This window comes from Streptomyces sp. 184 (assembly GCF_045781775.1).
Taxonomy (GTDB): domain Bacteria; phylum Actinomycetota; class Actinomycetes; order Streptomycetales; family Streptomycetaceae; genus Streptomyces.
This window is the reverse complement of sequence record NZ_CP123230.1, coordinates 6,940,001-6,959,797: the sequence shown is the minus strand read 5'-3', so window position 1 is coordinate 6,959,797 and position 19,797 is coordinate 6,940,001. Positions and strand designations below refer to the sequence as shown.

The 19,797-nt window shown below is 74.2% G+C and carries 16 protein-coding genes (1 of these 16 running past the window's edge); 11 read left to right on the top strand and 5 right to left on the bottom strand.

Features of this window, described 5'->3' with window-relative positions; translation table 11 throughout:
• Nucleotides 1-68 precede the first annotated feature (68 nt).
• The gene (locus tag QBL21_RS29475) at nucleotides 69-599 is read right to left on the bottom strand and encodes an acyl-CoA thioesterase (protein WP_407565269.1); all 531 of its coding nucleotides are present in this window, start codon (nucleotides 597-599) and stop codon (nucleotides 69-71) included.
• 197 nt (nucleotides 600-796) lie between these two features.
• Here QBL21_RS29475 and QBL21_RS29470 point away from each other — a divergent pair, with 197 nt between their 5' ends.
• Complete coding sequence (locus QBL21_RS29470) at nucleotides 797-1,963, top strand: LCP family protein (protein ID WP_407566605.1); 1,167 nt, start codon at nucleotides 797-799, stop codon at nucleotides 1,961-1,963.
• 84 nt (nucleotides 1,964-2,047) lie between these two features.
• Here the strand turns inward: QBL21_RS29470 and QBL21_RS29465 are convergent, their stop codons facing one another.
• From QBL21_RS29465 to QBL21_RS29455, 3 genes are read right to left on the bottom strand one after another with little or no spacing between them, the layout of a single operon-like run.
• A complete protein-coding gene (locus QBL21_RS29465; RefSeq protein WP_407565268.1) occupies nucleotides 2,048-3,487 on the bottom strand; it encodes a coenzyme F420-0:L-glutamate ligase in 1,440 nt (479 codons plus the stop codon).
• Nucleotides 3,484-4,440 (bottom strand): 2-phospho-L-lactate transferase, encoded by a 957-nt coding sequence (gene cofD, locus QBL21_RS29460; RefSeq protein ID WP_407565267.1) that lies wholly within the window; start codon nucleotides 4,438-4,440, stop codon nucleotides 3,484-3,486. Before cofD ends, QBL21_RS29465 begins: the two co-directional genes overlap by 4 nt.
• 24 nt (nucleotides 4,441-4,464) lie before the next feature.
• Nucleotides 4,465-4,977, bottom strand: a complete 513-nt coding sequence (locus tag QBL21_RS29455) for a cysteine dioxygenase (RefSeq protein ID WP_407565266.1) — start codon at nucleotides 4,975-4,977, stop codon at nucleotides 4,465-4,467.
• Nucleotides 4,978-5,599: 622 nt separating this feature from the next.
• Between QBL21_RS29455 and QBL21_RS29450 the strand changes: the two genes are divergently transcribed.
• From QBL21_RS29450 to QBL21_RS29440, 3 genes are all read left to right on the top strand, one after another.
• On the top strand, nucleotides 5,600-5,863 hold the full coding sequence (locus QBL21_RS29450) for a WhiB family transcriptional regulator (protein ID WP_018840771.1): 264 nt from the start codon (nucleotides 5,600-5,602) through the stop codon (nucleotides 5,861-5,863).
• A 323-nt stretch (nucleotides 5,864-6,186) separates the two neighbouring features.
• On the top strand, nucleotides 6,187-10,044 hold the full coding sequence (locus QBL21_RS29445) for a glycosyltransferase (RefSeq protein WP_407565265.1): 3,858 nt from the start codon (nucleotides 6,187-6,189) through the stop codon (nucleotides 10,042-10,044).
• Nucleotides 10,041-11,600 carry a DUF5719 family protein gene (locus QBL21_RS29440; protein ID WP_407565264.1) on the top strand — a complete coding sequence of 520 codons (1,560 nt, stop codon included), beginning with the start codon at nucleotides 10,041-10,043 and terminating at the stop codon, nucleotides 11,598-11,600. The genes QBL21_RS29445 and QBL21_RS29440 overlap by 4 nt, the downstream gene beginning before the upstream one ends.
• A gap of 50 nt (nucleotides 11,601-11,650) precedes the next feature.
• On the opposite strand, the gene QBL21_RS29435 is transcribed toward QBL21_RS29440, so the two are convergent.
• Nucleotides 11,651-12,031 (bottom strand): metallopeptidase family protein, encoded by a 381-nt coding sequence (locus QBL21_RS29435; protein ID WP_407565263.1) that lies wholly within the window; start codon nucleotides 12,029-12,031, stop codon nucleotides 11,651-11,653.
• Between the two features lie 352 nt (nucleotides 12,032-12,383).
• Between QBL21_RS29435 and QBL21_RS29430 the strand changes: the two genes are divergently transcribed.
• From QBL21_RS29430 to ahcY, 7 genes are all read left to right on the top strand, one after another.
• Nucleotides 12,384-12,842, top strand: a complete 459-nt coding sequence (locus tag QBL21_RS29430; RefSeq protein ID WP_407565262.1) for a DUF3499 domain-containing protein — start codon at nucleotides 12,384-12,386, stop codon at nucleotides 12,840-12,842.
• A 131-nt stretch (nucleotides 12,843-12,973) separates the two neighbouring features.
• Nucleotides 12,974-14,332 carry a phosphomannomutase/phosphoglucomutase gene (locus QBL21_RS29425; RefSeq protein WP_407565261.1) on the top strand — a complete coding sequence of 453 codons (1,359 nt, stop codon included), beginning with the start codon at nucleotides 12,974-12,976 and terminating at the stop codon, nucleotides 14,330-14,332.
• Between the two features lie 334 nt (nucleotides 14,333-14,666).
• Complete coding sequence (locus tag QBL21_RS29420; protein ID WP_407565260.1) at nucleotides 14,667-14,879, top strand: Trm112 family protein; 213 nt, start codon at nucleotides 14,667-14,669, stop codon at nucleotides 14,877-14,879.
• Between the two features lie 12 nt (nucleotides 14,880-14,891).
• Entirely contained in the window at nucleotides 14,892-16,013 is a 1,122-nt protein-coding gene (locus tag QBL21_RS29415) for an SIS domain-containing protein (protein WP_407565259.1), read from the top strand.
• Between the two features lie 19 nt (nucleotides 16,014-16,032).
• Nucleotides 16,033-17,229, top strand: a complete 1,197-nt coding sequence (gene manA, locus QBL21_RS29410; RefSeq protein WP_407565258.1) for a mannose-6-phosphate isomerase, class I — start codon at nucleotides 16,033-16,035, stop codon at nucleotides 17,227-17,229.
• Nucleotides 17,230-17,406: 177 nt separating this feature from the next.
• Entirely contained in the window at nucleotides 17,407-18,330 is a 924-nt protein-coding gene (locus tag QBL21_RS29405) for a cation diffusion facilitator family transporter (RefSeq protein ID WP_407565257.1), read from the top strand.
• A gap of 350 nt (nucleotides 18,331-18,680) precedes the next feature.
• Nucleotides 18,681-19,797 carry the 5' portion of an adenosylhomocysteinase gene (gene ahcY, locus QBL21_RS29400; protein ID WP_407565256.1) on the top strand. The gene runs 347 nt beyond the window's last position, so 1,117 of the gene's 1,464 nt are visible here — the first part of the coding sequence; it begins with the start codon at nucleotides 18,681-18,683; its stop codon lies off the right edge, out of view.

Below are 19,797 nucleotides of genomic sequence, written 5' to 3'. Positions count from 1 at the left end.
CGCGCTGCCGCGGCCGGTGGCGGCGTCGGCGCGCGGCACGGCGCCGCCCCGGCCCGTACCCCCGGCCGTCAGGCGGTCTCGCGGCGCTCGCGCAGGTCCTTGATCGCGCGGCGGCGGGCCAGCCGGTGGGTGCGCCGGATCTGGGCCTCCTGGCAGCGCCGCTCGTCGCGCTCGGTCTCCGGGGCGACCGGCGGGACCGGGCGCGGGCGCCCCTGGTCGTCGACCGCCGCGAAGACCAGGTACGCGCTCGCGACCTGCTTCGCCGGCGTCGACTCGTTCCACCGCTCCGCCATGACCCGCACCCCGACCTCCATCGAGGTCCGTCCCGTCCAGTTGACCTGCGCCAGGACGTGGACCAGATCCCCGATCCGCACCGGCTCCAGGAACACCATCTCGTCCATCGACGCCGTCACCGCGGGCCCGCCGGAGTGCCGTCCGGCGACCGCCCCCGCCACGTCGTCCACCAGCTTCATGATCACGCCGCCGTGCACGGTGCCGAGCAGGTTCGCGTCGTTCGCCGTCATGATGTTCGACAACGTGGTGCGGGAGGCCGAGGTGGGCTTGGCCCCGCCCGCCGCCGGGCGTACCTGATCGTTCATGCGTGTCACTGTAAGCGGCGCGTGCCTTTGCATCAGAACCGCTACAAGCCCGGCCCGATTCGGAACCCCCCTTCATGTCGCCCGGGCGGGCAGGGCACACTTCCCGCATGAGTGACTGGCCCGAGGGATGGACCGCCGACAGCCGGGACCGGTACGGGCGCGGCAGCCGCGCGTCCGATCCGGAGCCCCACCGCGTCATGCCCGTCGTGGGCGGCGGCGTGCCGCCGCAGCGGTCCGGGGGCTACGACGACGGCCACGGTCCGTACAACGACGGCTACAACGAGGGGCAGGTCTACCGCAGCGGCGGCGGCGACCCCTCCGACCCGTACGACGACGACCGCGGCCGGCGCCCCGCCGGCGGCTACGGCAAGCCGCCGCCGAACTGGCGCAAGCGCGTCAAGATCGGCGCCGTCGTCGCGCTCGTCATCCTGATCGTCGTGCCCGTCGTCACGTACTTCTGGGCGGACTCCAAGCTCCGCCGCGAGGTGGACCTCAGCAAGGTCGAGGACCGCCCCGGCGACCAGGACGGCACGAACTACCTCATCGTCGGCTCCGACAGCCGCGAGGGCCTGTCCAAGGAGCGGCAGGACGAGCTGCACACCGGCTCGGTCGGGGGCAAGCGCACCGACTCGATGATGATCCTGCACACCGGTGACAACGGGAACACGATGATCAGCCTCCCGCGCGACTGGATGGTCACCATCCCGTCCTTCACCGGCTCGGAGTCCGGCAACCGCATCGGGGAGCAGACCCAGAAGATCAACGCCGCCTACTCCATCGAGGGCCCCGAACTCCTGGTCCGCACGGTCGAGTACAACACCGGCCTGCACATCGACCACTACGCCGAGATCGGCTTCGGCGGCTTCGCCAACATCGTCGACGAACTCGGCGGCGTCGAGATGTGCTTCGACGAGGCGGTCAAGGACAAGAACTCCGGCGCCGACTTCGAGAAGGGCTGCCAGAAGCTCGACGGCGCCGAGGCGCTGGCCTTCGTCCGCAACCGCTACGCGCTGCCCGGCGGCGACCTGGACCGGACGAAGAACCAGCAGAAGCTGCTGTCGAAGCTGGCGAGCGAGTCGGCGAAGATGACGACGATCCTCAACCCGTTCAAGCTCTACCCGACGATGGGCGCCGGGCTGGACTCGCTGATCGTCGACAAGGACATGAGCCTGTTCAACGTGGCCCAGATGTTCTGGGCGATGAAGGGCGTCTCGGGCGGCGACGGCAAGCAGATGAACCTGCCGGTCGTCTCCGGCGGTACGGACCCGCGGCTCGGCTCCGTACAGAAGTGGGACGAGCCGAAGGCCAAGAAGCTCTTCGAGCAGCTCAAGAACGACGAGAAGGTCACCGTCTCGGCCAACTGAAGAAGTGGATCACTCGGACGGGACCCCGGCCCGCGGTGGGCCGGGGTCCCGTCGTCGTACGCCTGCGTGCCGTCCGCGGCGGGCTCAGCGCACCACCGTGAACGCCTCCGCCGTCCGCGGCGGACGCTGCCGCGGCGGGGCCGCCGCGTGGCCCACGGCCACCGAGCCCATCGGGTCCCAGTCCGCCGGCAGGTCCAGCACATCGCGGACCACGTCCCGGCAGAACATCGTGGACGACACCCACGCCGAGCCCAGCCCCTCGGCGGCCAGCGCGACGAGGAAGTTCTGCACCCCGGCCCCCGCGGCGACGACGAACATCTCGCGTTCGGCGGCGTTGCGCCGGTCGTCGGGGTAGGTGTGTGAGCCGTCCATCACCAGGCAGGGCACCACGAGGTACGGGGCGTTGCGCAGGAAGTCGCCGCGGCGGATCCGCTTGGTGACGGACTCCTCGGTGTAGTTGCTCAGCTCCCGCAGGTCCCGGATCCACGCCTCGCGCATCGCGTCCAGCAACTCCGTGCGGGCCGTCTCGGACTCCAGCAGGACGAACCGCCAGGGCGTCGTGTGGTGCGGCGCCGGCGCCGTCACCGCGGCGGCCACGGCCCGCCGCACGGCCGCCGGGTCCACCGGCGCGGCGGTGAACTCGCGCACCGTACGCCGCTGCGTCACCGCCTCGCGGATCGCCTCCGAGGTGCCGAGGCGGAACATGTCCTCGGCCGGCTCCCGCACCAGCGCCCGCGCGCCCGTCCCGTCGTCCTCCTCCCCGGCCGGGGTGACGAGTTGCGGCAGGCCGCTGAGCACCGCCACCGGCAGCCCCTCGGCCTTGCCCTTGACCAGCTCGCCGGCGGCGGCCAGTTCGTCGGCCGCGGCGACGATCGTGCCCTCCAGGGCGTTGCCGTACGTGTCCGGGGCGCCGCGCAGGTCGTCCAGCACGCGGACGCCGGCGGCGCCGATGGCGACGTCGGTGACGCCGTTGCGCCAGGGGCGGCCGAAGGTGTCGGTGACCAGCACGCCGACGTTGACGCCGAGGGCCTCGCGCAGGCCCGTGCGGAGCGCGCGGGCGGAGGCGTCGGAGTCCTCGGGGAGCAACAGGACGGTGCCGGCTGCGGTGTTGGAGGCGTCCACGCCGGCGGCGGCCATCACCAGGCCGTGGCGGGTCTCGACGATACGCAGCGGGCCGCGGCGGGCGACGAGGCGCACGGACTCCTCGTCGATGGCGGCCTCCCGGTCGCCGGGCACGCCGGTCTGCCGCACCCGGCCCTCGGCCTTGCTGACGACCTTGGAGGTGACGATCAGGATGTCGCCGTCCGCGAGCGGGGGGCCGGCGAGGCCGGGTGCGGCGGCGGCGACGAGCTTGGCGAGGTCGTCGCCGGGGCGCACCTCGGGGATGCCGGGCAGGGCCCGTACGCGGAACTCCGCGACCGGCGCCGTGCCGCCCCCGTCGCCCCGGTCCGCCGCCCCGCCTGCGTCCGCGCCCGCGCCCGCGTCCGTGCTCCCGTCCGCGGCCGTGCCCGTGTCCGCCGTCATGCCCGTACCTCCTGAGCCAGCTCCAGTGCCGCCGCGGCCATCCGCGCCGTCGCGTCCGTGTCCCGCATCATCAGCGGCACCGCCCGGCAGCGGATCCCGGCGGCCTCCACCGCCGGCACCGCCGCCGTGTCCACCTCGTCGACCAGCCAGCCGTCGATGAGCCCGGAGCCGTAGTGCAGCGCGACCGCCTCGGCGGTGGACTCGACGCCGACCGCGGCCAGCACCTTGTCCGCCATGCCGCGCACCGGGGCGCCGCCGACGATGGGCGACAGGCCCACCACGGGCACGTCGGCGTCGGCGATGGCCTCGCGGATGCCGGGCACGGCGAGGATCGTGCCGATGCTGACGACGGGGTTGGAGGGCGGGAAGAGGACCACGTCGGCCTCGCCGATGGCCTCCAGCACGCCGGGCGCGGGCTTGGCCTGCTCGGCGCCGACGGGCACCACGGCGAGCGCGGGCACGGAGGCGCGCAGCCGCACCCAGTACTCCTGGAAGTGGACGGCCTTCTGCTCGCCGTCCACTTCGACGGCGACGTGCGTCTCGACCCGGTCGTCGGTCATCGGCACCAGCCGTACGCCCGGCTGCCAGCGGTCGCACAGCGCCTCGGTGACGGCGCTCAGCGGGAAGCCCGCGCCGAGCATCTGGGTGCGCACGATGTGGGTGGCGAAGTCGCGGTCGCCGAGCCCGAACCAGCCGGGGCCGACGCCGTACGCGGCCAGCTCCTCCTTGACCGCGAACGTCTCGTCGGCGCGGCCCCAGCCCTGTCCCTCGTGGATGCCGCCGCCGAGCGTGTACATCACGGTGTCGAGGTCCGGGCAGACCTTGAGGCCGAACAGGTGGATGTCGTCGCCGGTGTTGCCGACGACGGTGACGTCCGCGTCCGGCTCTGCCTGCTTCAGGCCGCGGAGGAACCGGGCGCCGCCGATCCCGCCGGCCAGTACAACGATGCGCATGGCGCCCAGTCTTGCAGGCCGGGCTCAGCCGCGGGCGGGCTCACCGATCTCACGGGTGGCGCAGCGCGCGGCGCTGTGGTGCTCCTCGTGCATCGGCATCTCGGTGAGGGCGGGGAAGTAGACGTGCAGGCTGACGGCGGGGGTCAGCGCGTCGTTGACGACCTCGTGGACGTAGCCCGGCGCGAAGACGCGCTGCGCGCCGGGCGCGAGGGTGCGCGGTGTGTGGTTCGCGTGCTCGGTCAACTCCCCTTCCAGCACGGTGAGTACGCCGGAGGACGGGCCGTGCCCGTGCGCCCCGCTGCGCTGTCCGGGCAGCCAGCTCAGCAGCCACACCTCGTAGCCGGGGCCGGTGCGCAGCCGGTGGTACCAGCGGGTGACGGGGTCGTAGTCGACGAGCGGCGCCCAGGCGCCCCGGTCGGCGGCGAGCGCGCGGGCGAGGCCGGCGAAGTCGGCGACGGTGACGGGGTGGGCGGGCGCCGGCGGGAGCAGATGGGGGGCGGCGAGCGGGTCGCCGCCGATCTGGATGTCGCTGAGCATCGGGCTCGGGAGTCCTTGGCGTGTGTGGTGCGCGAGGAGTGCGGAGGGGGGTGCACTGCGGGGGAGACAGCAGGCAGCAGGGAGCGGAGCTGGAGCCTCAGCGGCTACAACAGCTCGGACACTCCTCGCTCGGCCGGGACGGCCACGGGCCCGACATGGGCATCAGCAGAGCGGATCCGGGGGGTGGTTGTCAACCGGATGTCCGGGTTGGCCGAAAGGATTCACACCTTCCGGTTGCCGGGCGTGGCGAAAGGTTTATTCACCCCGTTGTACGGAGAGACGGCGACCAACCGCAGGGCGCCCATCGGGGCCGGGGTGCCGTTGTGCATCCGTGACGCGACTGTGATCTTCTTCGCTTTGCCGGGCGGGCCGCAACGGCGCCCCAGCTCCGATCGTCTCCCTGGGCAAGGGTGCCCGCCGGGATCGCGGTCTATCGGACTGTCATGGTCTTGGCCGATATGAACACTATTCACGAGGGCTTGGTGCCGCAGGGTGAATAAGAGGTCCAATAGCAGATCCCGGCTTGACTGTGCCAGAGCGGCGTACCTGTAATTTCACACGTGTCGTTCGGGCGATTCGGTAACGGCAACATCACGGGGAAGCAAAGACGAGGGGCGCGCACATGACCGAGCTGTTCCAGCAGGTGCTGGTCGAGGAGGCGGACGAGGAGCTCGGGTGGCAGGAGCGCGCCTTGTGCGCCCAGACCGACCCCGAGTCCTTCTTCCCGGAGAAGGGCGGATCCACGCGCGAGGCCAAGAAGGTCTGCCTCGCCTGCGAAGTCCGGTCCGAGTGCCTGGAGTACGCCCTCGCCAACGACGAGCGCTTCGGCATCTGGGGCGGCCTGTCCGAGCGTGAGCGGCGCCGGCTGAAGAAAGCGGCGCTGTAGCCCGGTCTCCGCCTGCCCGGCGCAGTGGGCCCGCGCGGTGACGCGGACCCCAGCGACCCGGTGCGCTGACCCGGCGCGGTGACCCGGTGCGGCGACCCGGCGCGGTGACCCGGCGCCGTGAGCACGGCGCCGCGAGCATTCGCGCGGGCGTGCGCCCGGCCGCCCGTACGGCGTACGTGACCTCGGCGGAACCTCCCGGCGGCCCGGGGATTGTCCGCCAAGTCGCCCTGTGACGGAGGGACCCTCTAGTGTGGGGGGCCGTCCACGACAGCCGCCACATTCCCGGGAGGTGACCCCGGACTCCGCAAGGGGTCCGCACCTCGATGTCCGAGCACAGCAACGCTGACTACGCGGCCGGCTACCCGGCCGCCGCAGCCGACGCAGCAGGCCGGCCCGGGACGGCCACGGCCGCCCCCGGCGGCGGCGCCCCCGCCTTCCCGCGGCACGTCGTGACCGCCGTGCTCGTCTCGCACGACGGCGAGCGGTGGCTGCCCGACGCACTCGCCGCGCTCACGGCGCAGGAGCGCCCCGTGCAGAACGTCATCGCCGCCGACACCGGCAGCGCCGACGGCTCCGCCCGCATCCTCACCGAAGCCCTCGGCGCCGAGCGCGTACTCCACCTCGCCCGCCGCACGGGCTTCGGCACCGCCGCCGCCGAGGCCGCGCGCACCGCCGGCGTACTCACCCCCGAGCAACTGCCGTACCTGCGCCGCCCCAGCGGCTGGGACCCCGTCAGCCGCAGTTGGCGCGACGACGCGTACGACATGCCGGAGCTTCCCCACGGCGAGCCCGTGCAGTGGCTGTGGCTGCTGCACGACGACTGCGCCGCCGAGCCCGACGCGCTCGCCGCGATGCTCCGCCTCGCCGACGACATGCCCTCCGCCGCGATCATCGGCCCCAAGCTGCGCGGCTGGTACGACCGCAGGCAACTGCTCGAAGCCGGCGTCACCATCGCCCACAGCGGGCGCCGCTGGACCGGCATCGACCGCCGCGAGCAGGACCAGGGCCAGCACGACGGCATCCGCGACGTGCTCTCCGTCTCCACCGCCGGCATGCTCATCCGCCGCGACGTCTTCGACCAACTCGGCGGGTTCGACGCCCGGCTGCCCCTCATGCGTGACGACGTCGACCTGTGCTGGCGCGCCCACAAGGCCGGCCACCGCGTCGTCGTCCAGCCCGACGCCGTCATGCGGCACGCCGAGGCCGCCGCCCGCGAGCGGCGCTCCATCGACTGCATGGGCAGATCGGGGCAAACCGCGAAAGGGGCGAGCCCGCACCGCGTCGACAAGGCCGGCGCCGCCTACACCCTCCTCGTCAACAGCACCGCCGCGGCCCTGCCGTACATCGCCTTCCGGCTCGTCCTCGGCACCCTGCTGCGCACCCTGGCCTACCTCGTCGGCAAGGTCCCGCGCCAGGCACTCGACGAGGTCGCCGGCCTCGGCGCCGTGCTCCTGCGCCCGCACCGCATCGCCGCCGCCCGCCGCCGGCGAAGCAGCCTCTCCGGCAAATCGGCGGTGCCGCCGAGCGACCTCAAACCCCTGTTCCCGGGCCGCGGCGCGACCGTACGCGCCACCGTCGAACAGGTCCTCAGCAACTTCAGCGGCCGCTCCGAGCCCGAGCTGTCCGGCGGCGGCCGGCACGGCAGCGCCGTCGAGACCGGGCCCGGCGACGAGGACGCCGACTTTCTCGAAGTCGAGCAGTTCGCCCGGCTGAAGCGGGTGGCGCGCAAGCCGGGACCGGTGCTCTTCGCCGTCCTGCTGCTCGTCGCCCTCATCGCCTGCCGCGAACTGATCGGCGGCGGCGCCCTCATCGGCGGCGCGCTGCTGCCCGCCCCCGCCGACGCCGGCGACCTCTGGTCCTCGTACGCGAACTCCTGGCACCCCGTCGGCACCGGCGGCACCCAGGACGCGCCGCCCTACCTGGCGTTCCTCGCCGGCCTCGGCACGGTCCTGTTCGGCAGCACCAACGCCGCCCTGACCCTGCTGCTCGTCTGCTCGGTGCCGCTGGCCGGCTTCACCGCGTACTTCGCCTCCCGGCCGCTCGTCAGCTCCCGGCTGCTGCGCGCGTGGGGCAGCGTCGCGTACGCCTTCCTGCCGGCCGCCACCGGCGCGCTCGCCGCCGGCCGCATCGGTACCGCGGTGCTCGCCGTGCTGCTGCCGCTGATCGCCCGCGCGGCCGTCGCCGCGAGCGGGCTGCGCGGCCGGGCGAGCTGGCGCGGCGCCTGGGCGTACGCGCTGCTGCTGACCGTCACCACCGCCTTCACGCCCGTCGTATGGCCGCTGGCCGGCTGTCTGGCCGCCGCGCTGCTCGCCTGGACCGTCGTGCGCGGCCGGCGCCCCGCCGGGCCGCTCATCCGTCAACTGGCCGTCCTGGTCACCCCCATGGTGCTCCTCGCACCCTGGTCGCTCGACCTGCTGACCGCGCCCTCGCGCTTCTTCACCGAGGCCGGCCTGGAGGCCCCGGCCACCGACGCGACCCCGCTCGGCCTGCTGCTCGCCTCGCCCGGCGGCCCCAACGCCGGCGGCGGCGTGCTGCTCGTCGGCGTCGTGCTCGCCGCGCTGGCCGCACTGCTGCGCTCCGACCGGCGGCTGCCGGTGGGCGCCGCGTGGGCCGTCGCCGCCCTCGCCGGGCTGCTCGCCGCGGCCGGCGCGGGCGACGGCTGGACCGGGCCGCAGACCCTCGTCTACGGGCTCGCGCTGCTCGCCGCCGCCGTCATCGGCGCCGACGGCGCCCGCCACCGCGTCGCCGAGCAGTCCTTCGGCTGGCGGCAGCCGGCCGCGGTGCTCGTCGCCGTCTCCTGCGCCGTGGCGCCGCTGGTGCTGGCCGTCGGGTGGATGTGGCGCGGCGCCGACGGGCCGCTGGAGCGCGGCGGCGTCGAGCAGGTGCCGGCGTTCGTCGCGGAGGAGAGCCGCACGCCGGACCAGCCGCGCACGCTGGTCGTCGGCGGGTCGGTCGGCGAGGTCGAGTACATGCTCGTCCGCGGCGCCGGCGCCCGCCTCGGCGACGCCGAGCTGGCCGAGGCCGGCGGCGGCAACATCCGGCTGTCGGGTGTCGTCTCCGGGCTCGTGGCCGGCTCCGGCGCCAACCAGTCGGCGGAGCTGGGCGAGTACGCCGTGCGCTACGTCCTGGTACGCAACGACGCCCCCGACGCCTTCGGCCGCGTACTCGACGCCACACCCGGGCTGACCCGGCTCAGCCAGCAGGACGGCGGCGCGCTCTGGCGCGTCGACGCCCGGGTCTCGCGGGCCACCGTCGTCGCCGCAGAACCCGAGGGCGACGAAGCCGCCGCCACCACCGCCGAGCCGCTGCCCGTGGCCGCCGGGCCCGTCGAGGTGCACACGGACCTCAAGGAGGGCCCCGAGGGCCGCGTGCTGCGGCTCGCGGACGCGGCGAGCCCCGGGTGGCAGGCCACCCTGGACGGCGAGCCGCTGGAGGCGACGACGGTCGACGGCTGGGCGCAGGGCTTCGAACTGCCCGCCGCCGGCGGCCGGCTGGACGTCACGTACGACACCGCCGTGACGCACACGGCGTGGACCTGGGCGCGCGGCGGGGCGCTGCTCGTCGTGCTGGTGCTGGCCCTGCCGGGGCGGCGGCGCGACGTGGACGACGACCTGCCGGAGGCGGACGCGCCCGCGGTGCCGGCGCAGGCGATGGAGGGCGACGGGCGGCGTGCGCGGCGGCTCCGGGCGGCGGCTGCCGCGGCGGAGGCCGACGGTGCGGGCACCGGGGCGCACGAGGGCGCGGGCGCGCCGGGTGCCGTGCCCGAGCCGCCCGCGATGCCGCCGGGTCCGCCGGGTGCCGCGCCGGGCGGCCCCGAGGAGCAGCCGGCCTGGGCCGCGGCGCCGGTGCCGGGCGCCGGGCAGGCGGAGCAGGGGTACGGGGACACGTCCGTCGCCGACCCGTACGCGGCCCCGCCGCAGGGCTACGAGTGGGACGGCGCCGGCTACGGGCAGCAGCAGTACGGCGGCACGTCGTACGAGGCGCCCTACGAGCCGCAGTACGACGCCGGCGCGTACGAGGGCGACCGGCAGCCCGGCGCCTCCGCGGCCCCGCAGCAGGGCGGCCAGGGCTACGGCGACGGCGAGCAGGACCCGTACGGCACGGGCCAGTACCCGGACCCGTACTACGACCAACGGACCTACGGCGGAGGCGCCGAGCGGGACGGGAGCGACAACGCGTGAAGACCGGCCCCCTCTCCCTGATCGCCGCCGCGGCGGCACTCGCCGTCACCGCCGGCATCGCCACGCTCACCGTCCCCGACGAGGACGGCGGCGCCACGGCCGCGCCCGCCGCGGCCCGTATCGCCGTCGAGCGCTCCACCCTGGTGTGCCCGCAGCCGGGCGACACCGAGGTAGGCGAGACGACGTACACCTCCTACGCGCCCGGGGGCGAGGGCGACGAGGGCCGCGCCGAACTGCTGCCCGCCACAACGGAGTCCGAGGCGGCGGAAGAGGAAGAGAAGAAGGACGAGAAGAGCGACAAGGAGGACAAGAAGGACGAGGGCGGCGAGAAGAAGGGCGAGGAGAAAGAGGCCGCCGCCCCCGACCCCGTCGCCCCCCTGAAGCGTGCCGGCACCCCCGCCGCGGCCACCACCGACGAGGCCGGGGCCCCCGCCCTCGTCGGCACCGCCGAGGGCGCCTTCGCGCCCGGCTGGAGCGTGCAGCAGACGACCCTCGTCACCGCGGGCGACGGCCGCGGCCTGTCGGGCGCGCGGTGCACGGCGCCGGACAGCGAGTTCTGGTTCGCCGGCGCCAGCACGATCGAAGAGCGCCGCGACTACGTCCAGCTCGCCAACCCCGACGACGAGGCCGCCGTCGTCGACCTGGAGCTGTTCGACAAGGACGGCAAGGTCGAGAGCGACACCGGCGACGGCATCCAGGTCCCGGCCCGCTCCAGCGTCTCGGTGCTGCTCTCCACGATCGCCGAGGAGCCGTCGATCAACGTCGCGGTGCACGTCGCCGTACGCTCCGGCCGCGTCGGCGCCGCCGTGCACGTCGCCGACGAGCAGCTCGGCGGCGACTGGCTCCAGCCCGTCTCCGCACCCGCGTCCGGCGCGGTCCTGCCCGGCATCCCCGGCGACGCCACCTCCGTGCGCCTGGTCGTCTACGTCCCGGGCGAGGACGACGCGGACCTCGCCGTGAAGCTCGCCGGCCCCAACGGCTCGATCACCCCCGCGGGCTACGAGTCGGTGCACGCCAAGAGCGGCATGACCACGGCGATCGACATGCAGAAACTCACCCAGGGCGAGGTGGGTTCGCTGATCCTGGAGCCGGAGGACGGCAGTACGGCGCCCGTCGTCGCCGCCCTGCGCGTGACCCGCGGCAAGGACAGCGGGCAGGAGATGGCGTTCATCCCCGCCTCCGCCCCGGTCGAGGAGCGCGGCACGGCCTCCGGGAACTGGCCGAAGGCCGCGAGCCTGTCCCTGGCCGCCCCGGGCAAGGGCGTCAAGGTCAAGGTGACCGCGTCGCCGGGCAGCGAGGGCGGCGAACCGGCGGAGGAGACGTACACCGTCAAGCCGCACACCACCCTCACCGTCGAGCCCCCGAAGGCGTCCGGCACCAAGGGCACGTTCGCCCTCACCGTCGAGCGCGTCTCGGGCGGCCCGCTCTACGCCTCGCGCACGCTGGAGTCGAAGGAGGACGGCATCCCGATGTTCACGATCCAGACCCTCCCGGACGACAAGGGCATGGTCGAAGTCCCGGACGCCGAGCAGGACCTGGGCGTCCTCACCGACTGACGGCCCGGCCGACGGCCGCGCGATCGCCGACCGGCGTGCGGTGCGGCGGGTCAGTCCTGGCCGTAGTGCGGATCGACCGACTCCGGGGCGACGCCGAGGAGTTCGGCGACCTGCTCGACGATCACCTCGTGGACCAGCAGCGCGCGCTCGTCGCGGTTCTTCGTGCGGATCTCGACCGGCCGGCGGTAGACGACGATGCGGTCCTGGCCCCCGCCGCCCGTGACGAGCTTGCCGAGCGGCACCCCGCCGTCCTCCTCCCAGTCGGCCGGGCCGCTGCCGCCGCCGGGGACGTCGAGGACGGCGAACTCGACGCCGGCGAGCTGCGGCCAGCGGCGTTCGAGGCGGGTGGCGGACTCGTGCACCAGGTCGACGAAGGCGTCCGAGCGGCTGACCGCCAGCGGCACCTGCGGCGGCGCCACGGGGCCGCGCATGCCGCGACCGTGGCGGTCGCGGGTGCGGCCGCGCGGGCGCGGCTCGGGCCCGGGGGGCGGTGCCGGTCGTTCTGTGTGCTCCATCACCGATGAGCGTAGCCCGCGCCGGGCCCGCCGCAGACCATCCCGGGGCAACCCCGGGAATGTCGTGAAGTGAACGGTCGGCACAGGAATCGGCCCGCGGATGAACGGGCCGACGTCCGCCGAAACCGGTGGGATTGACACGATTTGCAGCCAGGGCTGATCACTTGTCCCGTCGTACGGGTCGCCGATGTGACCGACGTCGCAGGTCAACTCGGCCATCCGCGACCGGCTTCGCGACGAACGGCGGGCGACACGGGTGGGTGACGCGATGGTGAGTCGTCGCGGCCCGCTCAGGAGTGCGGTACCGTCCAACGTCGTGAGCCCTGTACGTCGCTGTTCGCGCACCGCATGCGGCCGTGCCGCCGTCGCGACGCTCACCTACGTCTACGCCGACTCCACCGCCGTCCTCGGCCCCCTCGCGACCCACGCCGAGCCGCACTGTTACGACCTGTGCACGGAGCACTCCGAGCGGCTCACCGCCCCGCGCGGCTGGGAGGTCGTCCGCCTCGCGCTCCCCTCCGGCCCCGTGCGGCCCAGCGGCGACGACCTGGAGGCCCTGGCCAACGCCGTACGCGAAGCGGCCCGCCCGCCCCGCCCGCCCCGCGGGGCGCCGGACGGCGACCGGATGGCCGCCCCGCGCGCCGTCGCCCCCGGCGGCCGGGACGCGGACCCCATGGAGGTCGCCCGCCGCGCCCACCTGCGGGTGCTCCGCTCCCCGGAAGGCTGACGGCGCACACCGCCCGCGGGCGGTGCGCAAACCCCTCCCGTACGGCCCCCGGACGGCCCGGCCCCGGACGGCGCGTGCTCGCCCCATCGCGTACTGTGCAAGCCTCAGCAGCGTGCGAAGGGCGGTAAACCGTGACCGATCTCTCGACGATCGTGAAGGCGTACGACGTACGCGGCGTCTTCCCCGAGCAGCTCGACGAGCCGCTCGTCGAGCTTTTCGGCGCCGCCTTCACCGAAACCACCGGCGCGGACAAGATCGTCGTCGGCCACGACATGCGCCCCTCGTCGCCCGCGCTGGCCGCCGCGTTCGCCCGCGGCGCCGTCGCCCGCGGCGCGGACGCCGTCCTCATCGGACTCTGCTCCACCGACCAGCTCTACTTCGCCAGCGGCCATCTCGGCCTGCCCGGCGCCATGTTCACCGCCAGCCACAACCCCGCGCGGTACAACGGCATCAAGATGTGCCGCGCCGGCGCCGCCCCCGTCGGCCAGGACACCGGGCTCGCGGAGATCCGCGCCAAGGTCGAGCGCTGGCAGGCCGAAGGGCCGCCCGAGCCCGCCGCGACCCCCGGTACCGTCACCGAGACCGACCTCCTCGCCGACTACGCCGCCCACCTGCGCTCCCTGGTCGACCTCAGCGCCGTGCGGCCCATGAAGGTCGTCGTCGACGCCGGCAACGGCATGGCCGGCCACACCGTGCCCAGCGTCTTCGAACCACTGCCCGTCGACGTCGTCCCCATGTACTTCGAGCTGGACGGCACCTTCCCCAACCACGAGGCCAACCCGCTCGATCCGAAGAACATCGTCGACCTCCAGGCCGAGGTCCGCAGGACGGGCGCCGACGCCGGCCTCGCCTTCGACGGCGACGCCGACCGCTGCTTCGTCGTCGACGAGAACGGCGACCCGGTCCCGCCGTCCGCGATCACCGCGCTGGTCGCCGCGCGCGAGCTGGAGCGCAACGGCGGCGGCACGATCATCCACAACCTGATCACGTCCTGGTCCGTGCCCGAGGTCGTCAAGGAGCACGGCGGCACCCCCGTGCGCACCCGCGTCGGCCACTCCTTCATCAAGGAGGAGATGGCCAAGACCGGCGCGATCTTCGGCGGCGAGCACTCCGCGCACTACTACTTCCGCGACTTCTGGAACGCCGACACGGGCATGCTCGCGGCGCTCCACGTCCTCGCCGCGCTCGGCGGCCAGGACGGCCCGCTGTCGCAGCTCGTCGCCGCCTACGACCGGTACGCGGCCTCCGGCGAGATCAACAGCACCGTCGAGGACCAGAACGGCCGCCTCGCCGCGGTCAGGGCCGCGTACACCGGGCGCGAGGGCGTCACCATCGACGAGCTGGACGGGCTGACCGTCACCGGCGACGGCTGGTGGTTCAACCTGCGCGCGTCCAACACGGAGCCGCTGCTGCGGCTGAACGTGGAGGCGGGCGACGCGGAGACGATGGCGCGGGTACGGGACGAGGCACTGGCGCTGGTACGGGGCTGAGGCAGGCCCGCGCCGGGAAGCCGGGCACGGCCGAAAGCGCACGAAGGCGTGCGGCGGGCCGGTGGGCGACGGGCCGACCGGTAAGGGGCACCATCCCTGGGCGTACGGACCTTACCCCCGCCCGTACGCCGCCGACCGGCAGTCCCGCTTCGGCCCACCGCCACCCGCCGCCGCCCCCGGATGTCCGGACGCAGCCCGTACGCGCGCAGGCGGCCCCGTACGCCCGGCGGTAGGCTGGCCGCCTGCCGCTCGTACGCACAGCCGAGAACGGCCGAGATCAGCCAGCAACAGCGAGCCCGCACAGCACCGCCGCAGCCAGCCGAAGGGGACGTACATGCCGGTCGACGCCAGCCTCCTGGAGATCCTCGCCTGCCCGGCATGCCACGCCCCGCTGCGCGAGAGCAAGGGCGGCGCGGCCGGCGAAGGCGCCTCCGACGCCCCCGGCGAGCCCGCGCTCCAGTGCACCTCCGACACCTGCGGCCTGGTCTACCCCGTACGCGACGAGATCCCCGTCCTGCTCGTGGACGAAGCCCACCGCCCCGCCTAGGCCCCCGCCGCCATGCTCGACGAGTCGCTGCTCGACGACCCCGAGGAACTCGCCCGCGCCGACGCCCGCGGCCTGCTGCGCAGCGTCGCCCAGGCCGGCGCCCAGGTCCGTATCGCCGCCCGCCAGGCCGCCGAGTCCGACCTCGCCAAGGTCAAGCCCGACGGCCGCCCCCGCGCGCTGCTCGTCGCCGCCCCGGGCCCCGTCGCCTACACCACGGCCGACCTGCTGCGCGCGCTGACCGGCGGCGCCAGCCCCGTCACCGCCCTGCGCCCCACCGGCTCCCGCCCCGAGCCCAGCGCCCTGAACTGGACGCTGCCCGGCTGGGCCGGCCCGTACGACCTGCTGCTCATCGCCACCGACTACGGCCGCGAGCCCGGCCTGACCGCGCTCGTCGAGCAGGCGTACCGGCGCGGCTGCACCGTCGCCGCCGTCGCCCCCCGCACCTCCGCGGTCGCCGAGATCGTCACCTCCCGCGGGCTCGCGATGCCGCTGCTGCACGCCCCCGGCGAGCAGATCGAGACCGGCGGCCTGTGGCCGCTGCTCACCCCGCTGCTCGCGCTCGCCGACCGCATCGGGCTGCTCGCCGCCCCCGACGACGTCCTCGCCCGGGTCGCCGACCGCCTCGACGTCGTCGCCGAGCGCTGCGGTCCGGCCATCGAGACGTACGCGAACCCCGCCAAGACGCTCGCCGCCGAGCTGGCCGAGTCGCTGCCGCTGCTGTGGAGCGAGGGCCCCGTCGCGGGCGCCGCCGCGCGCTACTTCGCCCGCCGGCTGGCCGCCGTCGCCGGCCGCCCCGCGCTGCCCGCGGCGCTGCCCGACGCGCTCGCCGCGCACGGCATGCTGCTGTCCGAGGCGTTCACCACCGGCGCCGACCCCGACGACATCTTCCGCGACCGCGTCGAGGAGCCCGCCGCGCTCCGCGCCCGCATCGTCCTGCTGCACGACGAGTCCGCCGACGCCGCCCGCACCCCCCGCGAGGCCGCCCCGGCGGTTCGCGAGCTGGCCTCCTCCCAGGGCACCCCCGTCAGCGAGCTGGAACCGTCCGACGGCGCACCCCTGGAGGCCGCCGGCGAGCTGATCGCCACGGCCGATTTCACCGCCGTTTACCTCGCCCTGGCTGCCGGTTCCGCCTGACCCGTACCAAGATGGCCGTATGGACCGCCTGAACAACACCGTCCGCCCGTACGCCTGGGGCTCCACCACCGCCATCCCCGAGCTGCTCGGCACCGACCCGACCGACGAACCGCAGGCCGAGCTGTGGATGGGCGCCCACCCCGGCGCGCCCTCCCGCGTCGACCGCGGCGCAGGACCCGTCCCCCTGGACGGGGTGATCTCCGGCGACCCGGACGCCGAGCTGGGCCCGGCGACGGTCGCGCGCTTCGGGCCCCGGCTGCCGTTCCTGCTCAAGGTGCTGGCCGCCGCCGCCCCGCTGTCCCTCCAGGTCCACCCCGACCTCGTACAGGCCCGCACCGGCTACCGCGAGGAGGAGGAGCGCGGCGTCCCCGCCGACGCCCCCGAGCGCAACTACAAGGACGCCAACCACAAGCCCGAGCTGATCTGCGCCCTCACCCTCTTCGAGGGCCTGTGCGGCTTCCGCCCGGCGGCCGTCGCGGCCGACCTCCTCGACGGCCTCGGCGTCGACGGCCTAAAGCCGTACGCCGACGCGCTGCGCGCACACCCCGAGGAGGACGCGCTGCGCGAGGTGTTCGCGGGCGTGCTGCGCGCCGACCGGGACGAGTTGGCGTCCACCGTCGAGGCCGCGGGCCGGGCCGCGGAGAAGCTGGGCACCACCGACTCCCCGTACGCCGTCGACTACGCCGCCTACGGCGCCCTGGCCCGCTCCTGGCCCGGCGACCCTGGCGTCGTCGCCGCCTTTCTGCTGAACGTCGTCAGACTGCTGCCGGGCGAGGCGCTCTTCCTCGGCGCCGGCGTGCCGCACGCCTACCTCGACGGCGTCGGCGTCGAGATCATGGCCAACTCCGACAACGTGCTGCGCTGCGGCCTCACGCCCAAGCACGTGGACGTGCCGGAGCTGCTGAAGATCGTGTCGTTCACCCCCGGCGCCCCCGAGGTGCTGCGCGCCGGCCCCGACGGCCGCTACGCCGTGCCCGTCGACGACTTCCGCCTCTACCGCCACGACCTCGACGAAGGCCCCGTCACCGTCGAGGCCCCGGCGGCGGGCGCGGGCCCGCAGATCCTGCTGTGCACCGACGGCAGCGCCGAACTGACCAACGCCGCCGGCGAGCACCTGGCCCTGCACCGCGGCGAGTCGGCCTTCGTCCCGGCCGCGGACGGCAGGCTGCACGCCACCGGCTCCGGCACCCTCTTCCGCGCCACCCCCGCCGACTGACCCCGCCGCCGACCGACCCCCGCCAGCCGGGCCCGTCCACAGCGCCGGGAGTTGTCCACAGCCGTGGCCGGCGGGGCTTGCGCCCACCGGCCGCGGTGCTGACAGAATGTGCCGCCGTGACAGGACGCCGCTTCCCGCGGCGCCTCGCGGCAGCAGACCGAAGGGAGCCGGCGGCACATGGCGGCAGGCGGCGGTACGAAGGCGATCCTCGCGGCGCTCTGCGCCAACTTGTCGATCGCGGCTGCGAAGTTCGTGGCATGGGTCTTCAGCGGCTCGTCCTCCATGCTCGCCGAGGCCGTGCACTCCCTCGCGGACTCCGGCAACCAGGCGCTGCTCCTCCTCGGCGGCAAGCGCGCCAAGCGGGCGGCCACGAAGGAACACCCCTTCGGCTACGGCCGCGAGCGCTACGTCTACGCGTTCCTCGTCTCCATCGTGCTCTTCACGGTCGGCGGCCTCTTCGCGGTCTACGAGGGCTATCACAAGATCGAGGAGCCGCACGAGATCGACCACTGGTACTGGCCGGTGGGCGTCCTCGTCTTCGCGATCATCGCGGAGATCTTCTCCTTCCGCACCGCCATCAAGGAGTCCAACCAGGTACGGGGCAGCCAGGGCTGGTGGGAGTTCATCCGCCGCGCCAAGGCGCCCGAGCTGCCCGTGGTGCTGCTGGAGGACCTCGGCGCGCTCGTCGGCCTGGTCCTGGCGCTCCTCGGCGTGGGCGTCGCCCTCGCCACCGGCGACGGCGTCTGGGACGGCGTCGGCACGGTCTCCATCGGCGTCCTGCTGCTGATCATCGCCGTGATACTGGCCATCGAGACCAAGAGCCTGCTCCTCGGCGAGGGCGCCAGCGAAGCCGACGTGGAGGCCATCGGCACCGCGCTCGTCGACGGCGACACCGTCACCCAGGTCATCCACCTCAAGACCCTCTACCTCGGCCCGGACGAGCTGCTGGTCGCCGCGAAGATCGCGGTGCAGCACGACGACACCGCGGGCGAGGTGGCGCGCGCCATCGACGCCGCGGAGTCCCGGATCAGGGAGGCGGTGCCGGTGGCCAGGGTGATCTACCTGGAGCCGGACATCGCCCGCGCGAAGACGGACACGTAACGCAGCCACCGGCCCCAGGACCGGACACCGCCCACCCGCCTGAAGCCCGCGCGCACCCCTGCCCCGGGCCCCGTCTCAGCGCGTGTCCGGTGGGCGGGATGGCCAGTTCCCGTCGCCCCCGTGCCCTCGCGGCGAGGACCGCCTGCGGTAGATTTGGGGCGCAGAGCCAGACGTCGCTGCTGATGGCGATCGGGTGGTCCGCACGCGGGCCGGCCGAGGGGGAGAGAGGGCCTCCGGCGGACTGAGCCGCAGAGGGACAGGTGTGTCCGTATCCGTACGTGCACACGCGCACCGTGCGCACGTCCCGCTCTGCGCTCAGGGAATCCGACCACCCCTCAAGGAGTGTCGACGTGACTTCCACGACCACCGCGACGAGCCCGGACTTCAAGGTCGCCGACCTGTCCCTGGCCGCCTTCGGCCGCAAGGAGATCCAGCTCGCCGAGCACGAGATGCCCGGCCTCATGTCCATCCGCAAGGAGTACGCCGAGGCCCAGCCGCTCGCCGGCGCCCGCATCATGGGCTCGCTGCACATGACCGTGCAGACCGCGGTCCTCATCGAAACCCTGGCCGCCCTCGGCGCCGAGGTCCGCTGGGCCTCCTGCAACATCTTCTCCACCCAGGACCACGCCGCCGCGGCCGTCGCCGTAGGCCCCGACGGCACCCCGGACGCCCCCCGCGGCGTCCCCGTCTTCGCCTGGAAGGGCGAGACGCTGGAGGAGTACTGGTGGTGCACGGAGCAGGCCCTCACCTGGCCCGGCACCGCCACCGGCGGCCCGAACATGATCCTCGACGACGGCGGCGACGCGACCCTCCTCGTCCACAAGGGCGTCGAGTTCGAGAAGGACGGCAAGGTCCCCTCGCCCGACACCGCGGAGAGCGACGAAGAGCGCGTCATCCTCCAGCTCCTCACCCGCACCGTCGCCGAGACCCCGCAGAAGTGGACCGAGCTGGCCTCCGAGATCCGCGGCGTCACCGAGGAGACCACGACAGGCGTCCACCGGCTCTACGAGATGCACGAGGCCGGCACGCTGCTCTTCCCGGCGATCAACGTCAACGACTCGGTGACCAAGTCGAAGTTCGACAACAAGTACGGCTGCCGCCACTCCCTCGTGGACGGCATCAACCGCGCCACCGACGTCCTCATCGGCGGCAAGACCGCGGTCATCTGCGGCTACGGCGACGTCGGCAAGGGCTGCGCCGAGTCCCTGCGCGGCCAGGGCGCCCGGGTCATCATCACCGAGATCGACCCGATCTGCGCCCTCCAGGCGGCCATGGACGGCTTCCAGGTCGCGCGGCTGGAGGACGTCGTCGAGACCGCCGACATCTTCGTCACCGCCACCGGCAACAAGGACATCATCCTCGCCGAGCACATGGACCGGATGAAGCACCAGGCGATCGTCGGCAACATCGGCCACTTCGACAACGAGATCGACATGGCCGGCCTCGCCAAGCTGCCCGGCGTGGTCA